We start from the raw sequence: 20,435 nt of genomic DNA on the forward strand, positions 1-20,435 counted from the left end.
AGGCGCTGCCGCGCGAGGGCTGCCGGCCGCAGCGGGCCGCCGCAGTCGCGCGGTCTCAGACGCCGGTGCCCGTCGCCCCGGCGAGCATGCCGCTCACGAGCGCATACGCCGCCGTGCCCACGGTGAGGACACCCCACGTCAGCGGGATCGCCGCCGCGATGACGACGAGGATGCCGCCGACGCCGATCGCGATGTCGCGCCCGGTCGACTCGGCGCGCACCTCGGTCGCCTCGAGTCCGAACTCGTCGATTCCGTCAGCGCCCATGCGTCCCACCCTATTCCCCTGTTCGCGTCAGTCCACCGGATGCGAGACTTGGCTCATGCCGTCCGCCGAACGTCCCGCCGCCCCCGCAGCACTCCCGGCGCTCCCCTCGCTCCCCTCGCTCGACGAGCTGCTCGCCACCGCGCGCGTCGTCGCACTGCCGCTCGTGACGCGCTTCCGCGGCATCGACGTGCGCGAGGCGATGCTCGTCGAGGGGCCCGAGGGCTGGACCGAGTTCAGCCCGTTCGCCGAGTACGACGACGACGAGGCATCTGCCTGGCTGGCCGCCGCGATCGACTACGGCTGGAACGCTCCGCCGCCCGCCCTGCGCGACCGCATCCCCGTGAACGCGACAGTGCCCGCCGTCGATCCCGACAGCGTGCCCGCCGTGCTCGCCCGCTTCGCCGGGTGCCGCACCGCGAAGGTGAAGGTCGCGGGCTCCGACCAGACGCTCGCGCAGGACGTGGCGCGGGTGCGCGCCGTGCGCGAGGCGCTCGGCCCCGAGGGCCGGGTGCGCGTCGACGCGAACGGCGGCTGGAACGTCGACGAGGCCGAGCACGCCATCCATGCGCTCGCGCCGTTCGACCTCGAGTACGTCGAGCAGCCGTGCGCGACGGTCGAGGAGCTTGCCGAGATCCGTCGGCGCACGAAGTACATGGGCATTCCGATCGCGGCCGATGAGAGCGTGCGGCGCGCCGACGACCCGCTCGCGGTCGCCCAGGCGGGCGCCGCCGACCTGCTCGTGATCAAGGCGCAGCCGCTCGGCGGCATCCGCCGCGCGCTCGCCATCGTGGCCGAGGCCGGCCTGCCGGTCGTCGTGTCGAGCGCGCTCGACACGAGCGTCGGCCTCGCGATGGGCGCGCAGCTGGCCGCGTCGGTGCCGTCGCTCGAGTTCGACTGCGGGCTCGGCACGGCGTCGTTGCTGGCGGCGGATGTCTCGGCGTCGCCGCTCCTCGCCGAGGGCGGGTCGATCGCGGTCCGGCGGGTCGTGCCCGACCCCGGGCTGCTCGACCGCTACGCGGCCTCCGAAGAACGGGCCGACTGGTGGATGGAGCGCGTCGGCCGATGCCACGAGGTGCTCTCTCGCGCCCACGCCGCCGGAGCGTGAGGCCGGGGGGCGCGATCAGCCCGTGATCGTCGCGCGGTCGAGGTACGCGGTGATCGCGTCGCGGTTCTTCGTGAGGCAGCCGATGCGCTGTTCGAGCTGTGCACGGCGTTCGGCGAGCGACTCGGCGAGCGCGCGCTGGATGACCGGCGTCTCGGGATCGGCCACGCTCGCGAGGCACGGGATCATGTCGAGGATCACCGCGGTCGGGATGCCGGCGTCGATGAGGTCGCGCACCTGCCCGACCCGCTCGACGGCGCCGTCGGGGTAGTCGCGGTACCCGTTGCTCTCACGCGTCGACGAGATGAGTCCCTGGGCCTCGTAGTAGCGCAGCAGCCGGGTCGACACCCCGGTCTGCGAGGCGAGTTCACCGATGCGCATGACGCCTCCAAGAAGTCGACTTGACCTTAACACTAGTGTCAAGGTTCGACACTTGCGGCATGGCTTCTCCGATCACCGCTCCCGCACCCGTCGTCGACGCGCCGTCGCGCACGCGACTCCCCTACAACGGCCTGCTCGCCCTGGCCGCGATCGTGTTCGTCGGCGTCGTCACCGAGATCATGCCGGCCGGCCTCCTGCCGCAGATGAGCGCCGACCTCGGCGTCACCGAGGCGCAGATCGGATGGCTCGTCGCCGCGTACGCCGTGACGACGGCCGTGACGGCCATCCCGCTCACCGCGCTGACCCGAGCCGTGCCGCGAAAGCGACTGCTGCTCGCCCTGGTGGTCGGCTTCGCGCTCGTCAGCGGCGTGACCGCGATCGCCGGCGACTACACGACCATACTCGTGGCGCGCACGATCGGCGGAATGCTCGCCGGACTCCTCTGGGCGATCGCGGCCGGCTACGCGATGCGCATGGTCGAGCCCGAGCACTCGGGCCGAGCACTCTCGATCGCCATGGTCGGCACGCCGCTCGCCTTCGCCTTCGGCCTCCCGATCGCCACGACCCTCGGCGCGGCGCTCGGCTGGCGCTCGGCGTTCGCCGTGCTCGCGGGCCTCGCGCTCGTGCTCGCCGCGTGGGCCGCGCTCGCGCTGCCCGGGTTCCCCGGCGAGAAGGCGGGCTCGCGTCCGCGGCTCGGCACCGTGCTGCGTCTGCCGGGCCTTGTCGCCGTGCTGGCGACGACCGCCGCATTCGTGCTCGCGCACAACGTCGCGTACACCTACATCGCGCCGCTCACGGTGCCGTCGGGCCTCGACGGACACCTCGACATCGTGCTGCTCGTGTTCGGCGTCTTCGCCGTCGCGGGCGTCCTCGTCTCGGGCGCGCTGGTCGACCGGCACCTGCGCGCGATGGTGCTGATCGCCGCGGTCGCACTCGGTGCGGCGATGATCGCCATCGGATGCCTCGCGGCGCAGCCGATCGCCGTGTACGCCGCGGTCGCGCTCTGGGGCATCGCCTACGGCGGAGCACCGACCCTGCTGCAGTCCGCGCCCGCGCGCATCGCCGGCAGCGCCGCCGATGTCGCCCAGTCGATGGTCGTCGCGACCTGGAACGGCTCGATCGCCGCCGGCGCCTTCATCGGCGGGATCGTGCTCGAGGCCGCCGGGGTCGCCGCCCTGCCCTGGGTCGCCCTCGTGCTCGTCGCCGTCGCGGCGCTCATCGCGTCGACCTCGCGTGCCGCCTTCGCCCCGCTCCGACACTGAGTCGCGCTGCGACTCAGTGTCGGAGGAGCGCGAACGCAACAGGAATCGGTCTCGACACGTTGCTTCGCGCCTCCTCGATCGACGGGCTCGGCGCGCGCTCGAGTCATCATCGGCACCGGTCGAGTCCCCCCGGATTGGGGTGCAGCCTCCGGGCCGAGAACGCTTCGTCTCAGTGCGGGCACCGATGCCACCGACGGCCCCACCGGCGACGGTGGAGACCGTGCGTGCGCACTGCGCGTCGCACGACCCGATTTCCACCCGAAGGAGACCAGATGTTCAAGAAGACCATGACCACGATCGGGGCGGGCGTCGCGCTCGCCGCGGCGGGCGTGCTCGCGAGCGGCACTGCCGCCTTCGCGCACGAGTGCTTCAACCCGAACCGCTCGGAGCAGGGCAACGCGGGCGCCTCGCACTCGCAGGCCTGGCTGACCGTGCACATCGACGAACTCACCGCCGGACTGCCCGAGGCCGATGCCGAGTGCGTGCTCGACGCGTACGCCGCCACCGGCGCGCCGACGTCGTTCACGATCATGGTGAAGGGCGCGGTCGGCCAGGACGGCACGATCGCCTCGAACAACCCGCACCCCGAGAAGGCGGGCGACGGGTCGGGCATCGACGAGATCTTCGCCGCGCACGGCGCCGACATCGTCGGCAGCTTCGAGGAGTGCGGCGTCCCGATGCCGTTCTGACGCGCGTGCCTCATCCAGGCGGCTACGCCTCCGGTGCGTGTGGCGCACCGGAGGCGTAGCCGTTCGAGCTATGCGACCGGCGGAGCGATCACCAGAGCACGAGCGGCACCGGCATGGGCTGCGCGTCGGCGTAACCGTCTCCGCCGGTGAACACGCCGCGCACGAGGTGCAGGCCGGCGGGCAGCTTCGGAAGCTTGACGTTCACGCGTCCGTCGTCGCCCGCCGCGAGCTCGACCTCGGCGAGCTTCGTGTCGCCCTCGTAGATCGCGAAGCTGCCGACCGGCGCCGAGCCGTCGAGCGCGACGACCTTGCCGAGGTACTTCACGGTCGAACCGGCCTTCGCGAGCGCCTTGCTCGGAGCGCCGACGGCGATCGTCGCGACCGCCGGCGGCGGCTGCTCGTCGACGAGCACGGCGACGCTGCGAGCGGGCACCGTGACCGTGCCGGTCGAGGCATCCCACGTCGTCTGCTTGACGACCTGGTCGGAACCCGACGCCTGCGCCTCGGCGAGCGCGAAGTCGCGCCCGGCGAGCCCGCCGACCGTCTGCGCGATAGCCGTCGGCGAGGCGTTGAAGACGACGAGCGCGCCCTCGAGCTCGGGGTCGACGTCGTCGCCGACGAGGTCGTCGACCTGCATCACGATCACGCCGGGCGTCGCGTCGGGCCCCGAGTTCGGGAACGACACCTTCTGGTCGATCAGCTCGGCGGAGCCCAGCTGCAGCAGGTCGACCGACGAGCGCACGCGCAGCAGGTCGAGGGCGGATGCCTCGGCCGCCGCCATGTCGGCCGCGGTCGGCTTCAGCGCGGGGTCGGCGAGGAGCGGCTGCATGATCGGCCACTTGTCGCCGTTGTCGGCCTCGCCCGGCAGGCCCGAGCCGAAGGTCGACTCCTGCCCGGTCCAGTCGACGCGGTTGAACCAGTCGCCCGAGTCGTAGCTGTTGCGGTCGAGCGACTTCGATCGCAGCAGTTCAGTGCCCGCGTGCCAGAACGAGGGCGACTGCGAGAGCGTCACGGTCGCGAGCGACAGCGTGTTCATGCGCACGCGGTCGGCCATCGACGTCGACTGCGGCAGCTTGAACACCGAGAGGTCGAAGAGCGTCTCGTTGTCGTGGGCATCGACGTAGTTGATCACCTCGTCGGGCTCGTCGGCGTAGCCGGCGGGCGCACCGCGGTAGTCGAGCTGGTCGCCGCGCACGGTCTCGCCCGAGGCATCCTCGAGCTCGTAGTCGCGCAGGTTGCCCGCGAGGCCGAGCTTCACGAGGTCGGTCTGGTGGCCGAGGTCGGCGAGCTGGTCGGCCTGCGACGGCGTGCCGGGTCGTCCGTTCGGGTCGGTGCCGAGGCCGGTGCCGAAGCCCTGCTGGAAGGTCGACGTGCCGTCGACCGGGCTGCCGCCGTGCACGGCGTCGCGCAGCCGGTCGTTGAAGGTGCCGATGCCTGTGCCGCCGAGCTGGCCCTGCGTCGCCTGCTCGAACAGCGCGTTGTTCGCGACCTCGCCGAAGTTCCAGCCCTCGCCGTAGAGGTAGATGGCCGCACCGTCGACCCCGTCGGCCTCGAGCGTCAGCTCGTCGAGCGCGGCGCGGATCGCGAGCATGTTCTCCTTCGAGTGGTGCCCCATGAGGTCGAACCGGAACCCGTCGACCTTGTACTGCTTCGCCCACAGCACGACGGAGTCGACCATGAGCTTCTGCGCCGCCTCGTGCTCGGTCGCGACGTTCTGGCAGCACGTCGAGGTCTCGACGGCGCCGAACGCGTTGAGCCGCTGGTAGTAGCCGGGCACGATGCGGTCGAGCACGCTCTTGCCGCCCTGTCCCGCCTCGGCCGTGTGGTTGTAGACCTCGTCGAGCACGACCTGCAGGCCGTCGGCGTGCAGCGCGCCGACCATCTCGCGGAACTCCTCGACGCGCGCGCCGCCCTCGGCGTCGACGGCGTACGAGCCCTCGGGCGCCTGGTAGTGGTACGGGTCGTAGCCCCAGTTGAAGCCGTCGGCGGCGCGCACCTGCTCGATGCATGCCTGCTGCTCGGCCGACGCGGGCCCGTACGACGCGAGGTCGCAGTCGGGCACGGCCTGCGCGTCGCGTCGGTCGTCGATCGTGGCGATGTCGAACGTCGGCAGCAGGTGCACGGTGTTGATGCCCGCGTCGGCGAGCTCGCGCAGCTGCTTCGTGCCGGCGGAGTCGCGCGTGAACGCGCGGTAGGTGCCGCGCTCGGCCTCGGGCACGGTCTCGTCGGTGATCGAGAAGTCGCGCACGTGCAGCTCGTAGATCGCACGGTCGACCGGGCGCTCGACCACCGGCGCCGGCGTCTCGGCCCACTGCTCGGGGGCGAGGGCCGGGTCGTCGAGGTCGACGACGACCGAGCGCGCCGAATTCGTCGTGAGGGCCACGGAGTACGGGTCGGTCACCGAGTTGGTCTCGATCTTCCCGGTCGTCGGCGCGTACACCTCGACGCGCCAGCGGTACTCGTCGTCCTTCGAGAGGGATGCCTCGGGCACCGCCCACGTTCCGGTCTCGGCGTCGAAGGCCGCATCGACGAGCTCGGGGTCACCGGCCGCGCCGGCGGCCCACCGCTCGAGCTTCACCGACTGCGCCGTCGGCGCCCAGACGGCCGCCGTCGCCGTGGCGGCGTCGCCGCTGCCCGACCAGCTCGTGCCGAGCGGTGTCGACGCGAGCGCGTCGGCGTAGAGGTCGTCGAGCACGCCCGGCACCTGCACACCCGTGAAGGCGGTGAGCTCGTCGCCGACCCGCTGCGCGACCGCGAGCTGCTCGGTGAGCAGCCCGGCGACCTCGGCGCGGTCGAGCCCGACCGGGTGCAGTGCGAGGTAGCCCTCGAGCGCCGGGAAGCGCTCGAGCTGGCCGTCGCTGAGCCCGGCGGGGTCGAGCTCGAGCTCGACGGCGTCGCCGCCGCCCGTCACCGCGCCGTCGTCGACCGCGAGGCCGGCGTCGGCCGCGTGCTCGATCGACCACGAGGCATCCCCGGCCGCCGTGCCGCCGAGCAGGTCGGCCGGCCAGGCGAGCGTGTCCTCGTCGACCCAGTGCGCACGCGACTGGCCGGTGCCGGCGAGCGGCGGGTCGGTCACGACGATCTCGAGCGCGTGCGTGGCGAGCGTGTAGCGGAACTCGACGAGCTTGCCGCCCGTCGCGGTGAACGTGTAGTTCGCGCCGCCCGGGGCTCCGCCGGCACCGTAGTTCTCGTCCCAGCTGAGGCCGTGCGCGACCTTCACCTCGTACGACCCGTCGGGGATCGCGGTGGTTGCGAACGTGTAGACGCCGTCCTTGTCGCCGTCCTGCATGAGCGAGGCGAGGCAGTCGGGCGCCCAGTCGCCCGGGCAGCCGATCTCCTGCTGGAAGCTGCCGGGCAGCGTCACGACCGGGCCCTCGGCCGTCGAGGAGACGACCTTCGTGGCGGGGTTCCAATAGAAGGTGACGGGCTTCGATCCGTCGGTCGAGTAGGCGATGTTGCCGCCGTTCTGCTCGCCGTCGGCGCCGTAGTTGACGTCCCAGTTGCCGTTGAGGGCGACTTTGTACTCGTAGTCGCCGGCCGGCACGTCGAAGGTGCCGGCGTAGATGCCGTCGGCGCGCAGCGTCAGCTTCGCCGCCTCGCAGCCCGGCGCCCAGTCGCCCGCGCAGCCCATCTCGCTGTTGTGCGAACCGGGCACCGTGACGAGGTCGATGGGCTGCTCGGGCTCCTCGCCGCCGTCGGCGAGGTTCACGGCGTTGCCGACCGACGCGTAGGTCGAGGCCGCCGAGCGGTTTCCCGCCGCGTCGGTCGAGATCGCGCGGTACTCGATGAGCGTGCCCTTCGCGAGCCCCGCGGTGTCGTGGAACACACGGGGGCTCGTGTCCTCAGCGGTGCCGAGCGCATGCCATGCGTCGTCGCCGGTCGCGCCGGCGACGCGCCACGCGAAGCTCGTCTCCTGCCACGTCGCGTCGTCGACGTCGGCGGCGACGGCGCTCACGCCGGTCACGCCGGCGCCCGCGGCGGGCGTCGCGACGGTGATCGCGGGCGCCGCGTCGGGGGCGCTCACCTCGCGGTCGGCGCGGAGCACGACGGTGCCGCGCGCGGGCACGGCGACCGAGACCACGCCGTCGGCGTCGGCGGTGACCGCCGGGCCGTCGGTGCCGTAGAGGGGCGCGAACTCGCCGCCCTTCGTGAGCGTCGGCACGTTCACCGTGCGGGCCTCGTTCGCGTTGTTCGCGGCGACGAGGTACTCGACCTTCTCCGTGCGGTCGACCCGGCTGAAGGCGTAGACGCCCGCGCCGTCGTCGACGTAGCGCTCGATCTGCGCACCGCTCGAGAGGGCGGGGTGCGCCTCGCGCAGCTCCGCGAGCGCGGCGATGTGCTCGTAGAGCGGGGCATCCGTGCCGTAGCGGTCGACGCTGCCGGCCTGCTCGCCCGTCACGAGCTGCTGGTTCTGGTACTCGGCGACCTGGCTCGCGAAGAGCGACTGGCGGGCGTCCTTGTCGCCGCCGGTGCCGGCGAAGCCCTGCTCGTCGCCGTAGTAGACGACGGGCTGGCCGCGGGTGAGGAACATCAGGTCGTGCGCGAGCTCGTCGCGCTCGAGCGGAGCGTCGGTCGACTGCAGGAAGTGGCCGACACGACCCATGTCGTGGTTGCCGAGGAACGTCGGCAGCGCCGTCGCCGACGAGTCGGGCGTCGTGTAGTAGTCGTCGCCCGCGAACAGCGACTGCAGGTTCTTCGCCGAGTTGCCCGCCGCGAAGCTCACCGCCTGCGACTGGAACGTGAAGTCGAGCACCGAGCTCATGTCGGTCTTGCGCACGTAGGGGCTCAGCTTCTTCGGGTCGGCGTCGTAGACCTCGCCGAACATGAAGAAGTCGTCCTTGCCGGCGGCGTGCGCGTAGTCCTGCACCTCGGTCGCCCACTGCTGCCAGAACTCGAAGTTCACGTGCTTCGCGGTGTCGATGCGGAAGCCGTCGATGCCGAGGTCGATCCACGTGTCGTACACGTCGACGAAGCCGTTCACGACGGTCGGGTGCTCGGTCATGAGGTCGTCCAGGCCCGAGAAGTCGCCGTAGGTGACCGACTCGCCCTCCCAGGTCGAGTCGCCGCGGTTGTGGTACAGCGTGGGGTCGTTGAGCCAGGCCGGCACCTTGAGGTTCGCGTCGGCCTCGGAGAGCTTCGGGGTGTACGGGAAGCTCGTCGCCGCGTCGAGCTCGGGGAAGTCCGCGCCCGTGTCGGCGCCGGCGAAGTCGGAGGGCTTGAACGCGGTGCCGTCGGCGTCGAGGTACGGGCTCGTCGCCTGGTCGATGTACGAGTACTGCCCCTCCTCGTAGTCGATGACGTCGGCCGTGTGGTTCGTGATGATGTCGAAGTACACCTTGATGCCGCGCTCGTGCGCATCGGCGATGAGCGCCTCGAGCTCGGCGTTCGTGCCGAGGTGCGGGTCGATCTGGGTGAAGTCGGTGACCCAGTAGCCGTGGTAGCCGGCGCTCGCGTTCGCACCCTCGCCCTGCACCGGGCGGTTCTTGAAGCTCGGGGTCAGCCAGATCGCGGTCGTGCCGAGGCCCTCGACGTAGTCGAGCTTCGAGCGGAGGCCCGCGAGGTCGCCGCCCTCGTAGAAGCCCTTGTCGGTCGGGTCGAAGCCCGTCGTGAGCCGGTCGCCGGTCAGCCCGCCCTCGTCGTTGGCGGGGTCGCCGTTCGCGAAGCGGTCGGTCATCACGAAGTAGAAGGTCTCGTCACTGCCGGGCTGGCGCACCGGCGCGGCGACGAGGGTCGCATCGGATGCCTCGTCGTAGGCGCCGGCCATCGCCGCCTGCGTCAGCTCGAGGCCGACCTTCTTGAGGTTGTCGTCGAACACGACCCGCACGGTCGTGTCGCCCGCGACCGTCAGCGGGATGTTGTCGCCTCCGCCGTTCAGTCCGTACGCCTCGTCCCACGAGTCGTTCACGGCGACCTTGTACTCCCACGCGCCTGCCGGCACGGTGAACTCGGCGGCGTAGACGCCTGCGGTCGCGGTCGGCACGAGCTCGGTCTCGGCGCAGTCGGGCGCCCAGTCGCCGGCGCAGCCGAGTTCGGACTGCAGGCTGCCGACGAGGGCGAAGCTGCGGTCGTCGGCCGCCGCCGCGCTCAGGCCGAGCCCGGGGGCGAAGCTCAGCGCCGTGACGGCGAGCCCTCCCACCAGCGCTGAGGCGAACCACCTGCGAGCGAGCGCGCGTTGCGTCATCCTTGACTCCCGATTCCCGGCACGACTCCGTGCCACCGACACTGCTCGCGAAGGTAGCAGCGCCGCGCACGTTAATGCAAGCGTTTACACCATGGATGCCTCAGCGTGACGCGATCGTTGGATTCATGCTGCTCTCAGTCGTGCAAGCGCTGCCAAGATCGGTCGGTTTCGAGTCGCGTCGGCGCTCCGCGTCGACGCGACTCGACCAGCGGGGGCCGCTCCGCGTCGGTATGCTCGACCGGCGGGTGGCGTTGGCGAAGGCCGTCAGAGCAGGCGCGCGTACGCGCCCGCGCGGAACTGCTCCTCACGCAGCCGCCGCGCGTCCTGCCGCAGCTGGTGCCGGCGCGCGAGCTCCTCGCGGTCGAGCGGTTGCGCGGCGGGGCGCCGGTCTCCGATGCGGATTGCAGCGAGTGCGCGCGTCATCCATCCGGACAAGCCCGAGCGGCGCGGGCGGAGTGCCGTGGATGCTGATGCGGCGAGTGCCGTGTTCATGGTGATCCCCTGTCGTTGCCGGTTCCCGCCTTCGCGGGCCGTGAGACCATCCCACCGCGATGCGATCGTCGGGGAATCGGCAAGCACTACCGAGATCACCGGTAGGCGCTACCGAGATCATTCCGACAGCAGATTCCGCTCCTCCGCGATGCGCACGGCGTCCTGCCGGGACGCGACGCCGAGCTTCGCGAGCACGGCGGCGACGTGGCTGTCGACCGTGCGCACCGACACCACGAGGCGGTCGGCGATCTCGGCGTTCGTGAGTCCCTCCGCGAGAAGCCGGAGCACCCCGAGCTGCCGCTCGGTGAGTCCCTCCGGGTTGGCGCGGGTGAGGCTCGACGGCCCGCGCGGGATGCTCCGGGCGCCCCGGTCCCGGAGCTCCGCCCTGACCCGCCGGGCGAGCGGCACGGCGCCGATGCGATCGAGGACGGCGATCGCCTCGATGAGATCCGCCTCGTCGGGGCTCTCGGCGAGTGCGGCCGCCTCGTGGTACGGCGCACCCGCCGCTCGCCACAGCTCGGCGGCGCGACGCCACTCGCCGCGCGCCTGCACGGCGAAGGGATGCGGATCGTCGTCGCCCACCTCGACCTCGTCGCCCGCCCGCCGCAGCAGGTACGCCAGTTCGGCGTGCAGTGCGCGGGCCTCACGGCGCTCGGCCTCGCCGAACTCGGGGCGGGCGATCGTGCGCGCCGCGTCGGCGTCGCCGCGCAGCAGCGCGGCTTCGGCCCTGGCGGCGGCCACAGGGCCGCGCCGCTGCAGCTCGCCGAGCTCCACGGCGAGGTGGTGCGCCTCGTCGAGCAGCTCGCCGGCGCCGTCGTCACCGCGTCGGAGGCGCACGGTGCCGGCCACCGTGAGGGCGACGCAACGGGCGTGCGGCATGTCGGGTGGCGGCTCGACGAGCGCCAGGGCGTCGTCCCAGCGAGCCCGGGCGAGGTCGAGTCTCGCCTGTTCCATGCGCTGGTAGGTCGCGAAGCCGATGAACTCCGATCGCTCGGTCAGGTCGAGCGCCCGGGCGAGGTGCTGCTCGGCCTCGTCGAGCCGGTACTGGTCGAGCAGCGCCCAGACCAGGTTCACGAACGCGCGCGCCGCGTCTTCGATGTCGTCGATCGACAGCGCCGCATCGGCGGCCTCGAGCAGTTCGCCGACGCCCTCCTCGAGGCCGATGAAGAGCAACCCGGTGCCGTGGTTGTTGAGGGCATGCGACAGCACCCGCCGGTCGCCCGTCTCGCGCGAGATCGCGATCGCACGCGCGGCGAGGTCGAGGGCCCGGTGCGTGTCGTGGGCGAGCAGCGCGAGCTGCGCCTCGTTGCTGAGTGCCATCGCGTGAAGGCTCGGGTCGCCCGCCTCGGCGAGCACCGCGGAGGCCTCGCGGGCGGCGGCCTCGGCGTCGGATCGGTGACCGTCGAACCAGTCGAACCGGGAGAGCCACCGCAGGCTCGCCCCGAGCCTGCGGGCATCGCCGAGCTCACGACGGAGCGCGACCGCCCGCTTCTGCGCGGTCACCGCCGCACTCGCCGCCCCGATCGTGTACGACTCGATCGCGAGCTCCTCGTAGAGCTCGACGAGGTCGGCCGGGCGGTACCGATCGGAGTGGGCGAGCGCCGCACGGAAGTGCGCGGCCGACTGCCGATGCGCGCCCGAGGCCGCGGCATCGCGGGCCGCGCGCGGCGCCCACTCGACGAGCGCATCGACATCGCCCGCCGCAGCCGCGTGGTGCACGAGGCGCGCGGGATCGGCGATCCCCACGTCGAGCAGCGCGACGAGCGCCGCGTGCTCGACCTCGATGCGACGCGACGCCGGCAGTCCGTCGACGACCGCCCGCCGGGTCAGTTCGTGGCGGAAGCGTACGCCGTCGGGGCGGACGTCGAGCAGGCCGCCCTCCTCCGCCGTGCGCAACGCACCTGCCGCGCCGGGCACGAGGCGGGCGAGCAGCACGGGATCGACGGAGGACGGCACCACGGCCAGCTGCTCGACATGCTCCTGCGTCAGCGCGTCGAGCCGCCGCAGGCGACCGGTGACGGCGTCGACGACCGTCCGCGGCACGCCCGATTCGTCGGCCGACGCGACCACCTCGCGCACGAAGTAGGGGTTGCCGGCCGTCGTCTCGAACACGCGGTCGGCGTCGAGTCCGCTGCCGGCGATGAGCTCGCCCACGGCGCCCGAGCTGAGCCGGCGGGGCGCGAGCCTCCCGACCCGGTCGCCGTGGCCGAGATCGCCGAGCAACCGGCCCAGCGGGTGGTCGCGTTCGATCTCGTCGCGATAGGTGATGACGAGCGCCGCGGGCAGGTCGTCGATGCGTCGCGCGAGGTAGCGCAGCGCATCGAGGGTCGCCTCGTCGGCCCAGTGCACGTCCTCGACGACGAGCACCGTGCCCGAGGCATCCGAGAGCTCGTCGCGGAGGGCGGCGAACACCTCTTCGCGCTCACCGGTGCGGAGCGCCTCGCCGAGTCGCGGGCCGACCGCGTGCTCGAGGTCGCGCAGCGGCCCGAGCGGCCGGGGTGTCGACATCGCGTCGCACGCGCCGAGCAGCACCCGCACGCCTCCGGGCGGATCAGCCCGGAGCGCGTTCACGAGACTCGACTTGCCGATGCCGGCCTCGCCGTGCAGCAGCACCACCCGGCCGTGCCCCATCGACGCGTCGCTCGCGGCGCCGCGCAGTTCGTCGAGTTCTCGATCCCGCTCGAGCAGGTCCCTGCCCATGGGGTGATCGTGCCCGCAGGCGGCCGACTCCGCAACAGGGGCGGCCCTGACTCACCCCTGCCCGCCCCTCGAGCCCGAGCCCGAGCCCGCTCGCGCGGGTCCGCGCCACAGTCGCCCGCCGCCTGTCGCCCCTCTTCCTGCGCCGAGTTGCCGAAAAGCGCTGCTCGTGGCGCGATGAGCAGCGTTTTTCGGCAACTCGCCGCTGAGAGGGAGAGGCGGGGAGGGGCGGAGGGAGAGGCGGGGAGGGCGGAGGCGTTGAGGGGGGAGGCGGGGATCAGAGACCCGAGTACGCGTGCAGCCCCTTGAAGAACAGGTTGACCACGGTGAAGTTGAACAGCACCGTCGAGAAGCCGATGATCGCGAGCCAGGCCGAGCGCGAACCGCGCCAGCCGCGCGTCGCGCGCGCGTGGATGTAGCCGGCGTAGACCACCCAGATGATGAAGGTCCACACCTCCTTGGTGTCCCAGCCCCAGTAGCGGCCCCAGGCGCGCTCGGCCCAGATCGCGCCGGCCATGAGGGTGAACGTCCAGAGGATGAAGCCGATGATCGTGACCCGGTAGGCGAGGGTCTCGAGCGTGACCGAGTCGGGCAGCGTCGCGAGGAAGCTCTTCTTCACGGCCTGCGCGCTCGCCACGAGCGACTCGCGTCGCGCCTGCATGAGCTGCACGACCGAGAGCGCGAAGCTCAGCGCGAAGAAGCCGACCGACGTCGTCGCCACGAACACGTGGATCACGAGCCACGCCGACTGCAGTGCCGGCGGCAGCGGCACGACCGAGACGTAGAAGTTCACCGTCGCGACGCCGAGCAGGATGAGCACGAGCCCCGTGACGAACGTGCCGAGGAACCGCAGGTCGTGCTTCGCGACCAGCAGCACGACGAGATAGACCGTCGTGATCACGAGCGTGCCGGTGAGCGCGAACTCGTACATGTTGGCCCACGGCACGCGCTCGGCGGCGATGCCGCGCAGCACGTCGGCGGTGAGGTGCAGCAGCCAGGCGACGACCGTCATCGCGACCGCGACGCGCAGCGCCGGCGAACGCCCGTAGTCGACGGTCGCACCGTCGTCGACGGCGCTCTTCCAGCGCGAGCGACGGCCTGCGGCGGGCGACCCGGTCGAACCGGATGCCGCGACCGGGGCCGCACCGGCCGTCGACGCCTTCGCCGCGGCGGCCGCCTGCAGCACGCCGACACGTTCGCCCGTGCTCTCTGCCGAGGCATCCACCGCCGCGTCTGCCGCCGCCGCGGCCGCAGCACCGCGCTTCGCGAGGTCGATCGCGTACGCGATGAACGCGATCGCGTACACGGCCATCGCCGAGTAGACGCAGAGGACCGAGATTTCGTCGAGGGAGGGCACGTGACTACCTTACGTCGTGGGTTTCGCGGTGTCGTCTGGGGATTCGGCGGCGGCCGCCGGCACCGGCGCGGCGTCGTCGGCCGCTTCGGGAACCGGCCCGGCGAGCCGGTCGGCGAACGCGGCGACGGCCTGTTCGAGGTTCGGGTCCTCGCCGCGCGCGAGGCCGGCGAACTCGAGCACGCGGGTGCCGTCGCGGCGCGTGGCGACCTTCACCCACATGCGGCGGCGCGGCACGAAGAGCGAGAGCAGCAGTCCGCCGAGGATGAGGATCGCGAACACCAGCACCCAGCCCTGCGTCGGGTCGTGGTGGATGTCGAACGACGCGAACCGCTTGACCGACTGGTCGAACGAGCGGTCGTCGGTCGGCGCGGCGTCGGCCCGGTCGGCCGCGACCTCGACCGCGGGAGCCGCATCGGTGCTGTCGTCGACGAACTCGACCGTGCCGCGTCCGCCGGGCAGTTCGGTCACCTGCCCGGGCATGAGCTCGATCGAGGCGACGTCGGTGTTGCGACCGTTCAGCTGCGTCATGTCCGACGGGTCGAGCGTGTAGACCGACGTGGGCTTGCCCGCGTCGATGCCGAGGTCGCCCTCGTAGACCGTGAGCGACAGCACCGGGTAGACGAGGTCGGGATACGTCGAGGCCGACGCGCCGTTGTCCATCGTCTCCTGCGTCGGGTAGAACAGGCCGATCATGCCGAGCTGTTCGTCGAGCCCGTCGGTGACCTTGATGACGCCGATCGAGAACAGGTTCGCGTCCTGCGGCAGGAACGGCACCGCGTCGTCGAACACGACCTCGCCCGACGGGTCGCGGACGACGACGTGCGGTGCGTAGCCGTTGCCGAGCAGGTAGACGTCGGTGCCGTGGGTGCGCAGCGGGTCGTTGACCTTGACCGCGCCCTCTTCGAGGGTGCCGTCGCGGTCGGTCACGGTGACGTGCGCGGTGAAGTCGACGGGCTGGCCGAGCGCGTCCTGGTTCTCGGTCTCGTACACCGCGTCGAGCTCGCCGAGCGAGAGCTTGTACGGGTCGAGCTCGGCGTCGCTGAAGAACCGGCCGGGGTTGAACGAGTCGAACGCGGCGAGCGTGTTGACGAACGACTGCCCCTCGACGACGACGCGCTGGCCGGCGAAGCCGAACCCGCCGCCGACGCCGACGGCGACGAGCACGCCGAGCATCGCCGTGTGGAACACGAGGTTGCCGGTCTCGCGCAGGTACCCGCGTTCGGCCGACACGCTCGGGTCGCCCCGCAGTTCGTACGGTTCGACGCGGTACCCCTGCTGCTTCAGCAGCTTGGATGCCTCGGCCACCGCCGTCTCGGCGTCGACGCCGTCGGGCAGGGCGCGCTCGGTGTAGCCCGCAAGGCGGTTCAGCCGGGCCGGCGTGCGCGGCGGCCGGGCGCGCAGCGCCTCGAAGTGGTGCTTCGTGCGCGGGATGATGCAGCCGATGAGCGACACGAACAGCAGCAGGTACACGGCCGAGAACCAGGCCGACGTGTAGACGTCGAACATCTGGAACCGGTCGAGCACCGGCGCGAGGTCGGGGTTGTCGGTGAAGTACTGGGTGACGCCGTTCGGGTCGCTCGAGCGCTGCGGCACGAGCGAGCCCGGCACCGCGGCGATCGCGAGGAGCAGCAGCAGCAGGATCGCCGTGCGCATGCTCGTGAGCTGTCGCCAGCCGAACCGCAGCCAGCCGACGAAGCCCAGCTTCGGCTGGGCGATGCCGTCGCCGCGGTCGCCCGGGGCGGGCGCCTTGGGCTCGGGCGAGTCGAAGTGATCGGCGGGGCGCAGCGGATCGACGCCGTGCGTGTCGTGAGCCGGTCGAGGGCCCTTCCGATCAGAGGACGAGGTCGATGCCACTCATCACTCCCTGCAGGTCGCTCATCCACGCGGTCCAGAGGCCCGACACCATGATCAGTCCGATCACGATGAGCAGGCCGCCGCCGATGAGGTTGATGGTGCGGACATGTCGTCGCAGGAACGCCATCGACCCCGTCACCCAGCCGAACCCGAGGGCGACGAGGAGGAAGGGAATGCCGAGGCCGATGCAGTACGCGAGGCCGAGCAGCACGCCGCGCCAGACCGACTCGCTGTTGAGGCTCAGCGCGGACACGGCGACGAGGGCCGGGCCCATGCACGGGGTCCAGCCGAGGCCGAACACGACGCCGAGCAGCGGCGCACCCGCGAGCCCCGTCGCGGGCCGCCAGCTCGGCTTGAACTGGCGCTGCATGAAGGTGAACTGGCCGATGAACACGAGGCCCATGCCGATGAGCACGACGCCGAGCACGCGCGTGATCGGGTCCTGCCAGGCGCGCAGCCACGCGCCCGCCGCGCCCGCGAGCGCGGAGTAGATGAGGAAGATCGCCGTGAATCCGGCGATGAAGAGCAGCACGCCGAGCAACAGGCGACGGCGGTTGCGTCGTTCGATCGCGGCATCGGCCGAGGCATCCGTGAACCCGCCGATGTAGCCGAGGTAGCCCGGAACCAGCGGGAGCACGCACGGCGAGAGGAACGAGATGACGCCGGCCGCGAGGGCGATCGGCACCGCGATGAGGAGTTGGCCGCTGAAGACGATCTCGCCGGGCGACACGTCAGTTCTCCTCGAGCAGGCTGTCGACGAGCCCGCGGAGGATCGACGCGTCCTCGAGCTGGCCGAGCACCCGGGCCGCGACGCGGCCCTGCTTGTCGAGCACCAGCGTCGTCGGCACTGCGGCGGGCGGAACGTCGCCCGCGAACGCGAGCTGCACGTCGCCGTCGTCGACGTCGAGGATCGAGGGGTACTCGACGCCGTAGGTCTTCTCGAAGGCGTTGGCGTTGCCGGCCTGGTCGCGCACGTTCACGCCGACGAAAGCGACATCCTCTTCGCCCGAGCCGTAGTGATCGTAGACCTCTTCGAGGATGGGCGCCTCGACCCGGCACGGCGCGCAGCCCGCGTACCAGAAGTTCACGACCGTGACCTGGCCCTCGGTGTCGGCCGAGTCGAACTCGTCGCCGTCGGCCGTCTCGCCCGAGAACGCGACGGGCTCGCCGCGCGAGCCCTCGTCGAACTCCGAGATGCTGCCGTCACCGGCGATGTAGTTCTTGCCGCTGCCCTCGCGGAACTGGTCGGCGAGCGGGTCGCTCGTGCAGCCCGTCAACAGCAGCGCGGTCGCCGCGGCGATCGCGACGATCCCGACCGTCGGTCGAGTAGCGCCGCGCGCAGCGCGACGCGTATCGAGACCACGTGCACGAACACGCATCACACCGCACCCACATCCGTCGCCTGCGCGGCGAGTCCCGCCGCGGGATCCGTGTACCCGACCTCGACGAAGCGGCGTCCGGCGGCACTGCCTGCGGCGCCCTGCATCTCGAGGGTCGTGATGCTCGACAGCGCGCAGCGTCGTCGCCGCGGGTCGTGCGAGAGTCGGACGCCGGCGAGGTGGCGGTGCACCATCCAGATCGGAAGCTGATGGCTCACGATCACGACGTCGCCGCCGTCGGCTGCGTTCCACGCGTCCTCGATGGCGGCCATCATGCGCGCCGCGATCGAGCCGAACGGCTCGCCCCAGCTCGGCTCCCAGGGGTTCACGAGCAGACCCCAATTGCGGATGTCGCGGAGCGCGCCGCCCGGGCCGCGCATGCGCTTGCCCTCGAAGCGGTTCTCGGGCTCGATCACCCGTTCGTCGAGCGTCGGCTCGAGGTCGAACGCGGCCGCGATCGGCTCGCCCGACTGCTGCGTGCGCTGCAGCGGCGAGGTGATGAGCGCCGAGACGGGGCGACCGCGCGCGACGAGGTCGTCGGCGGCGGTCTTCGCCATCTCGCGGCCGAGATCGCTGAGCCCGTAGCCGGGAAGACGGCCGTAGAGCACGCCCTGCGGGTTGAACACCTCGCCATGGCGCACGAGATGTATCTGCTCGGCCGGCACGGGTTCCAGTCTAGAGAGCCGCATCCTTTGAATCCGCCGAGACCCCGTCGGTCGAGAAGTGGGTTGAGTAGGCGCGAAGCGCCGTATCTCGAAACCTAGCGCCCGACGGAAGAGGACGCGTTTCGAGGCCACCCGGCCCGCGGAGACCCGATTCGGAGAACGCGACCAGATGACCGCATGACCACACGGCGGCGTGGGGGAACGCCCTGGAGCGGGTTCTACGAGGTGGTCAACCCATCAGCGATCCCCTCCAGCAACTGCAGCGACGGCACGAAGAACGTCGCGCCGGTGGCGGCCGTCGAGACGTCGAGGATCCGGTCGTGGAACCCCGGCGGGTCTCCGAGGAACATGCGCTGCAGCATCCGTTCGATCACCCACAGGCGGCGGGTGTACCCGATGAAGTAGGTGCCGTACTCGCCGGCCGCGGGACTCCCGAAGGGCATGTTGTCGCGCAGGATGTCGAACTCGTTGCCGTCGTCGTCGGTGACCGTCGCGAGCGTCTTGTGCGCGCGCTGCGGCTCGGTGTCGTCGAGTTCGAGGTCGTCGGCCTTGCGGCGGCCGATCACGGCCTCCTGCTGTTCGGTGGTGAGCGCGTTCCAGGCGCCGAGGTCGTGCAGGTACTTCTGCACGACGACGTAGCTGCCGCCGGCGAACGCCTCGTCCTCGTCGCCGATGAGGGTCGCGTCGGCCATGCCGCGCCCCGTCGGGTTCGCGGTGCCGTCGACGAAGCCGAGCAGGTCGCGGGCGTCGAAGTAGCGGAATCCGTTGACCTCGTCGACGACCTCGACCGAGTCGCCGAGCTGCTCGAACAGCAGCCGCTCGAACTCGAAGCAGAAGTCGGGGCGTTCGGCGCGGATGTGGAACAGCAGATCGCCCGGCGTCGACGGCGCCGTGTGCTTCGGGCCTGCGATCGCGGCGAAGGGATGCAGCTCCGCGGGTCGGTCACTGCGGCCGAGCCGATCCCAGGCGCCGGATCCGATGCCGACGATGCACGAGAGGTTCGCCCCGAGGTCGCGGAAGCCGACCGACTTGACGAGGTCGTCGATGCCGGCCACGACCTCGAGTGCGGTCTTCAGCTGCTCCGGTGCCGGGCCGATCGTCACGGTGAGAAAGACGGCCGAACGCGACAGCGGCGCGTCGACCTGCTGCGCGTCGAACGGGACTCGGCGGCCGGTCGTGTCCATCGTGTGCTCCCTCGTCGGCGACGGTTCCTGCGGTCACCCTACGGCCGGCCGGGCCGACATGTCACGTGTTCTGGTTGCACGCCCGAAGTCCATCGGCAACCCGCTGAACGCGCCCCGCTCATCGGAAGCGCGCTCGGCGCAGCGTGCGACTCGTAGCTCGTCTCAGCCCCGGAGCGCGGGTATGCGCCGCGCCCAGAGTGTGTTCATGCTGCAGAGGGCGGCTGGAGCAATGACGAAGAGCGGTACGTAAAGACCCAAGCTCATCGGATATCCCCATGGGATCAGGTAGTAGACGGAAAGCGCACCCATCGCAGTTCCAAGGCCGACACTGGCTGCCTCGATCCACTCTGCTCGCACGAACAGCCCAACAACAAGGCGAACCAGCGCGCCCAAGCCCGCCACAGCGGCGCCGATGAAGACTCCGGCGCAGGCTCCGCCGACAGCGAAGAAGGCCGCGATGCCCGCGCCTTGTCGCAGAGCCGCATCGGTGAGAACGAGCGCATGGAGCAGACCGAACACAGCGCCGAGCAGAAGCCCGCCTACAGCACCGAGCAGAAGCAGCTCAGCGGCCCAGCCGGGTTTCGGTGGAACATAGCGGCTGGACTGCACGATCACAGATTCTGCGTCCACGTCATGGGGTTGTCGCGAAGCGTCGAGTTGCGCTGGGCGAGGCCGATGAAGCCGATGGTTCCGAGCAGGACCGGCGCTGGAACTGTGAGCACCCAGAACGACCCGAGCGTGAGCGTGCCCGCGATGCCTTCCGAGATGAGCCACACGATGATCGGCACGTACATCACGGTCGCCACGACGCCGGCCACAATGAGGAAGAGGCGTGCGCGGCGAGCCCGCACCGGAGCGTACTCATCCACCTCGATGTCTCTCGCCCGCTTCTTGCGGCGACGCTGCCCGCTTGAACCCATCTCATCC

General features: G+C 71.4%; 16 protein-coding genes. 3 read left to right on the forward strand and 13 right to left on the reverse strand.

The genetic code is table 11. From position 1 onward, the window contains the following. Positions 1 to 55 precede the first annotated feature (55 nt). The gene (locus LR269_RS00860) at positions 56 to 265 is read right to left on the reverse strand and encodes a hypothetical protein (protein ID WP_231428827.1); all 210 of its coding nucleotides are present in this window, start codon (positions 263 to 265) and stop codon (positions 56 to 58) included. Positions 266 to 320: 55 nt separating this feature from the next. Between LR269_RS00860 and LR269_RS00865 the strand changes: the two genes are divergently transcribed. Continuing rightward, positions 321 to 1,370, forward strand: coding sequence for an o-succinylbenzoate synthase (locus LR269_RS00865; protein ID WP_231428828.1), 1,050 nt, complete (start codon positions 321 to 323; stop codon positions 1,368 to 1,370). Between the two features lie 15 nt (positions 1,371 to 1,385). On the opposite strand, the gene LR269_RS00870 is transcribed toward LR269_RS00865, so the two are convergent. Next, positions 1,386 to 1,748 carry a MerR family transcriptional regulator gene (locus LR269_RS00870; protein ID WP_231428829.1) on the reverse strand — a complete coding sequence of 121 codons (363 nt, stop codon included), beginning with the start codon at positions 1,746 to 1,748 and terminating at the stop codon, positions 1,386 to 1,388. 59 nt (positions 1,749 to 1,807) lie between these two features. Between LR269_RS00870 and LR269_RS00875 the strand changes: the two genes are divergently transcribed. Together LR269_RS00875 and LR269_RS00880 are read left to right on the forward strand one after the other, a co-directional pair. Continuing rightward, positions 1,808 to 3,010 carry an MFS transporter gene (locus LR269_RS00875; protein ID WP_231428830.1) on the forward strand — a complete coding sequence of 401 codons (1,203 nt, stop codon included), beginning with the start codon at positions 1,808 to 1,810 and terminating at the stop codon, positions 3,008 to 3,010. 272 nt (positions 3,011 to 3,282) lie between these two features. Next, positions 3,283 to 3,699, forward strand: coding sequence for a hypothetical protein (locus LR269_RS00880; RefSeq protein ID WP_231428831.1), 417 nt, complete (start codon positions 3,283 to 3,285; stop codon positions 3,697 to 3,699). Between the two features lie 88 nt (positions 3,700 to 3,787). Here the strand turns inward: LR269_RS00880 and pulA are convergent, their stop codons facing one another. The 11 genes from pulA to LR269_RS00935 form a co-directional block, all read right to left on the reverse strand. Continuing rightward, positions 3,788 to 9,880, reverse strand: coding sequence for a pullulanase-type alpha-1,6-glucosidase (gene pulA, locus LR269_RS00885; protein WP_231428832.1), 6,093 nt, complete (start codon positions 9,878 to 9,880; stop codon positions 3,788 to 3,790). 264 nt (positions 9,881 to 10,144) lie between these two features. Then, on the reverse strand, positions 10,145 to 10,303 hold the full coding sequence (locus LR269_RS00890; protein ID WP_231428833.1) for a hypothetical protein: 159 nt from the start codon (positions 10,301 to 10,303) through the stop codon (positions 10,145 to 10,147). 186 nt (positions 10,304 to 10,489) lie between these two features. Then, positions 10,490 to 13,072, reverse strand: coding sequence for an AAA family ATPase (locus LR269_RS00895; protein WP_231428834.1), 2,583 nt, complete (start codon positions 13,070 to 13,072; stop codon positions 10,490 to 10,492). Between the two features lie 274 nt (positions 13,073 to 13,346). Further along, the gene (ccsB, locus tag LR269_RS00900) at positions 13,347 to 14,381 is read right to left on the reverse strand and encodes a c-type cytochrome biogenesis protein CcsB (RefSeq protein WP_231432188.1); all 1,035 of its coding nucleotides are present in this window, start codon (positions 14,379 to 14,381) and stop codon (positions 13,347 to 13,349) included. A gap of 54 nt (positions 14,382 to 14,435) precedes the next feature. Further along, the gene (locus LR269_RS00905; protein ID WP_231432189.1) at positions 14,436 to 16,211 is read right to left on the reverse strand and encodes a cytochrome c biogenesis protein ResB; all 1,776 of its coding nucleotides are present in this window, start codon (positions 16,209 to 16,211) and stop codon (positions 14,436 to 14,438) included. A 46-nt stretch (positions 16,212 to 16,257) separates the two neighbouring features. Next, a complete protein-coding gene (locus LR269_RS00910; RefSeq protein WP_231428835.1) occupies positions 16,258 to 17,010 on the reverse strand; it encodes a cytochrome c biogenesis CcdA family protein in 753 nt (250 codons plus the stop codon). A 1-nt stretch (position 17,011) separates the two neighbouring features. Then, positions 17,012 to 17,659, reverse strand: coding sequence for a TlpA disulfide reductase family protein (locus LR269_RS00915; RefSeq protein WP_231428836.1), 648 nt, complete (start codon positions 17,657 to 17,659; stop codon positions 17,012 to 17,014). Next, the gene (locus LR269_RS00920; protein ID WP_231428837.1) at positions 17,659 to 18,324 is read right to left on the reverse strand and encodes a histidine phosphatase family protein; all 666 of its coding nucleotides are present in this window, start codon (positions 18,322 to 18,324) and stop codon (positions 17,659 to 17,661) included. Before LR269_RS00920 ends, LR269_RS00915 begins: the two co-directional genes overlap by 1 nt. A 218-nt stretch (positions 18,325 to 18,542) precedes the next feature. Next, complete coding sequence (locus tag LR269_RS00925; RefSeq protein WP_231428838.1) at positions 18,543 to 19,508, reverse strand: Dyp-type peroxidase; 966 nt, start codon at positions 19,506 to 19,508, stop codon at positions 18,543 to 18,545. Positions 19,509 to 19,670: 162 nt separating this feature from the next. After that, positions 19,671 to 20,123, reverse strand: a complete 453-nt coding sequence (locus tag LR269_RS00930) for a hypothetical protein (RefSeq protein WP_231428839.1) — start codon at positions 20,121 to 20,123, stop codon at positions 19,671 to 19,673. Next, entirely contained in the window at positions 20,120 to 20,377 is a 258-nt protein-coding gene (locus tag LR269_RS00935) for a hypothetical protein (RefSeq protein ID WP_231428840.1), read from the reverse strand. The genes LR269_RS00930 and LR269_RS00935 overlap by 4 nt, the downstream gene beginning before the upstream one ends. Positions 20,378 to 20,435 lie beyond the last annotated feature (58 nt).

Origin of the sequence: Agromyces sp. S2-1-8 (assembly GCF_021129215.1) — a bacterium.
Lineage (GTDB): Bacteria > Actinomycetota > Actinomycetes > Actinomycetales > Microbacteriaceae > Agromyces > Agromyces chromiiresistens.

Bases quoted from the DNA above. Each gene is read 5' to 3' on its own strand.
- LR269_RS00860 (WP_231428827.1), bottom strand. From the start codon at position 265: ATGGGCGCTGACGGAATCGACGAGTTCGGACTCGAGGCGACCGAGGTG.
- LR269_RS00865 (WP_231428828.1), top strand. From the start codon at position 321: ATGCCGTCCGCCGAACGTCCCGCCGCCCCCGCAGCACTCCCGGCGCTC.
- LR269_RS00870 (WP_231428829.1), bottom strand. From the start codon at position 1,748: ATGCGCATCGGTGAACTCGCCTCGCAGACCGGGGTGTCGACCCGGCTG.
- LR269_RS00875 (WP_231428830.1), top strand. From the start codon at position 1,808: ATGGCTTCTCCGATCACCGCTCCCGCACCCGTCGTCGACGCGCCGTCG.
- LR269_RS00880 (WP_231428831.1), top strand. From the start codon at position 3,283: ATGTTCAAGAAGACCATGACCACGATCGGGGCGGGCGTCGCGCTCGCC.
- pulA (WP_231428832.1), bottom strand. From the start codon at position 9,880: ATGACGCAACGCGCGCTCGCTCGCAGGTGGTTCGCCTCAGCGCTGGTG.
- LR269_RS00890 (WP_231428833.1), bottom strand. From the start codon at position 10,303: ATGACGCGCGCACTCGCTGCAATCCGCATCGGAGACCGGCGCCCCGCC.
- LR269_RS00895 (WP_231428834.1), bottom strand. From the start codon at position 13,072: ATGGGCAGGGACCTGCTCGAGCGGGATCGAGAACTCGACGAACTGCGC.
- ccsB (WP_231432188.1), bottom strand. From the start codon at position 14,381: ATGGCCGTGTACGCGATCGCGTTCATCGCGTACGCGATCGACCTCGCG.
- LR269_RS00915 (WP_231428836.1), bottom strand. From the start codon at position 17,659: ATGCGTGTTCGTGCACGTGGTCTCGATACGCGTCGCGCTGCGCGCGGC.
- LR269_RS00925 (WP_231428838.1), bottom strand. From the start codon at position 19,508: ATGGACACGACCGGCCGCCGAGTCCCGTTCGACGCGCAGCAGGTCGAC.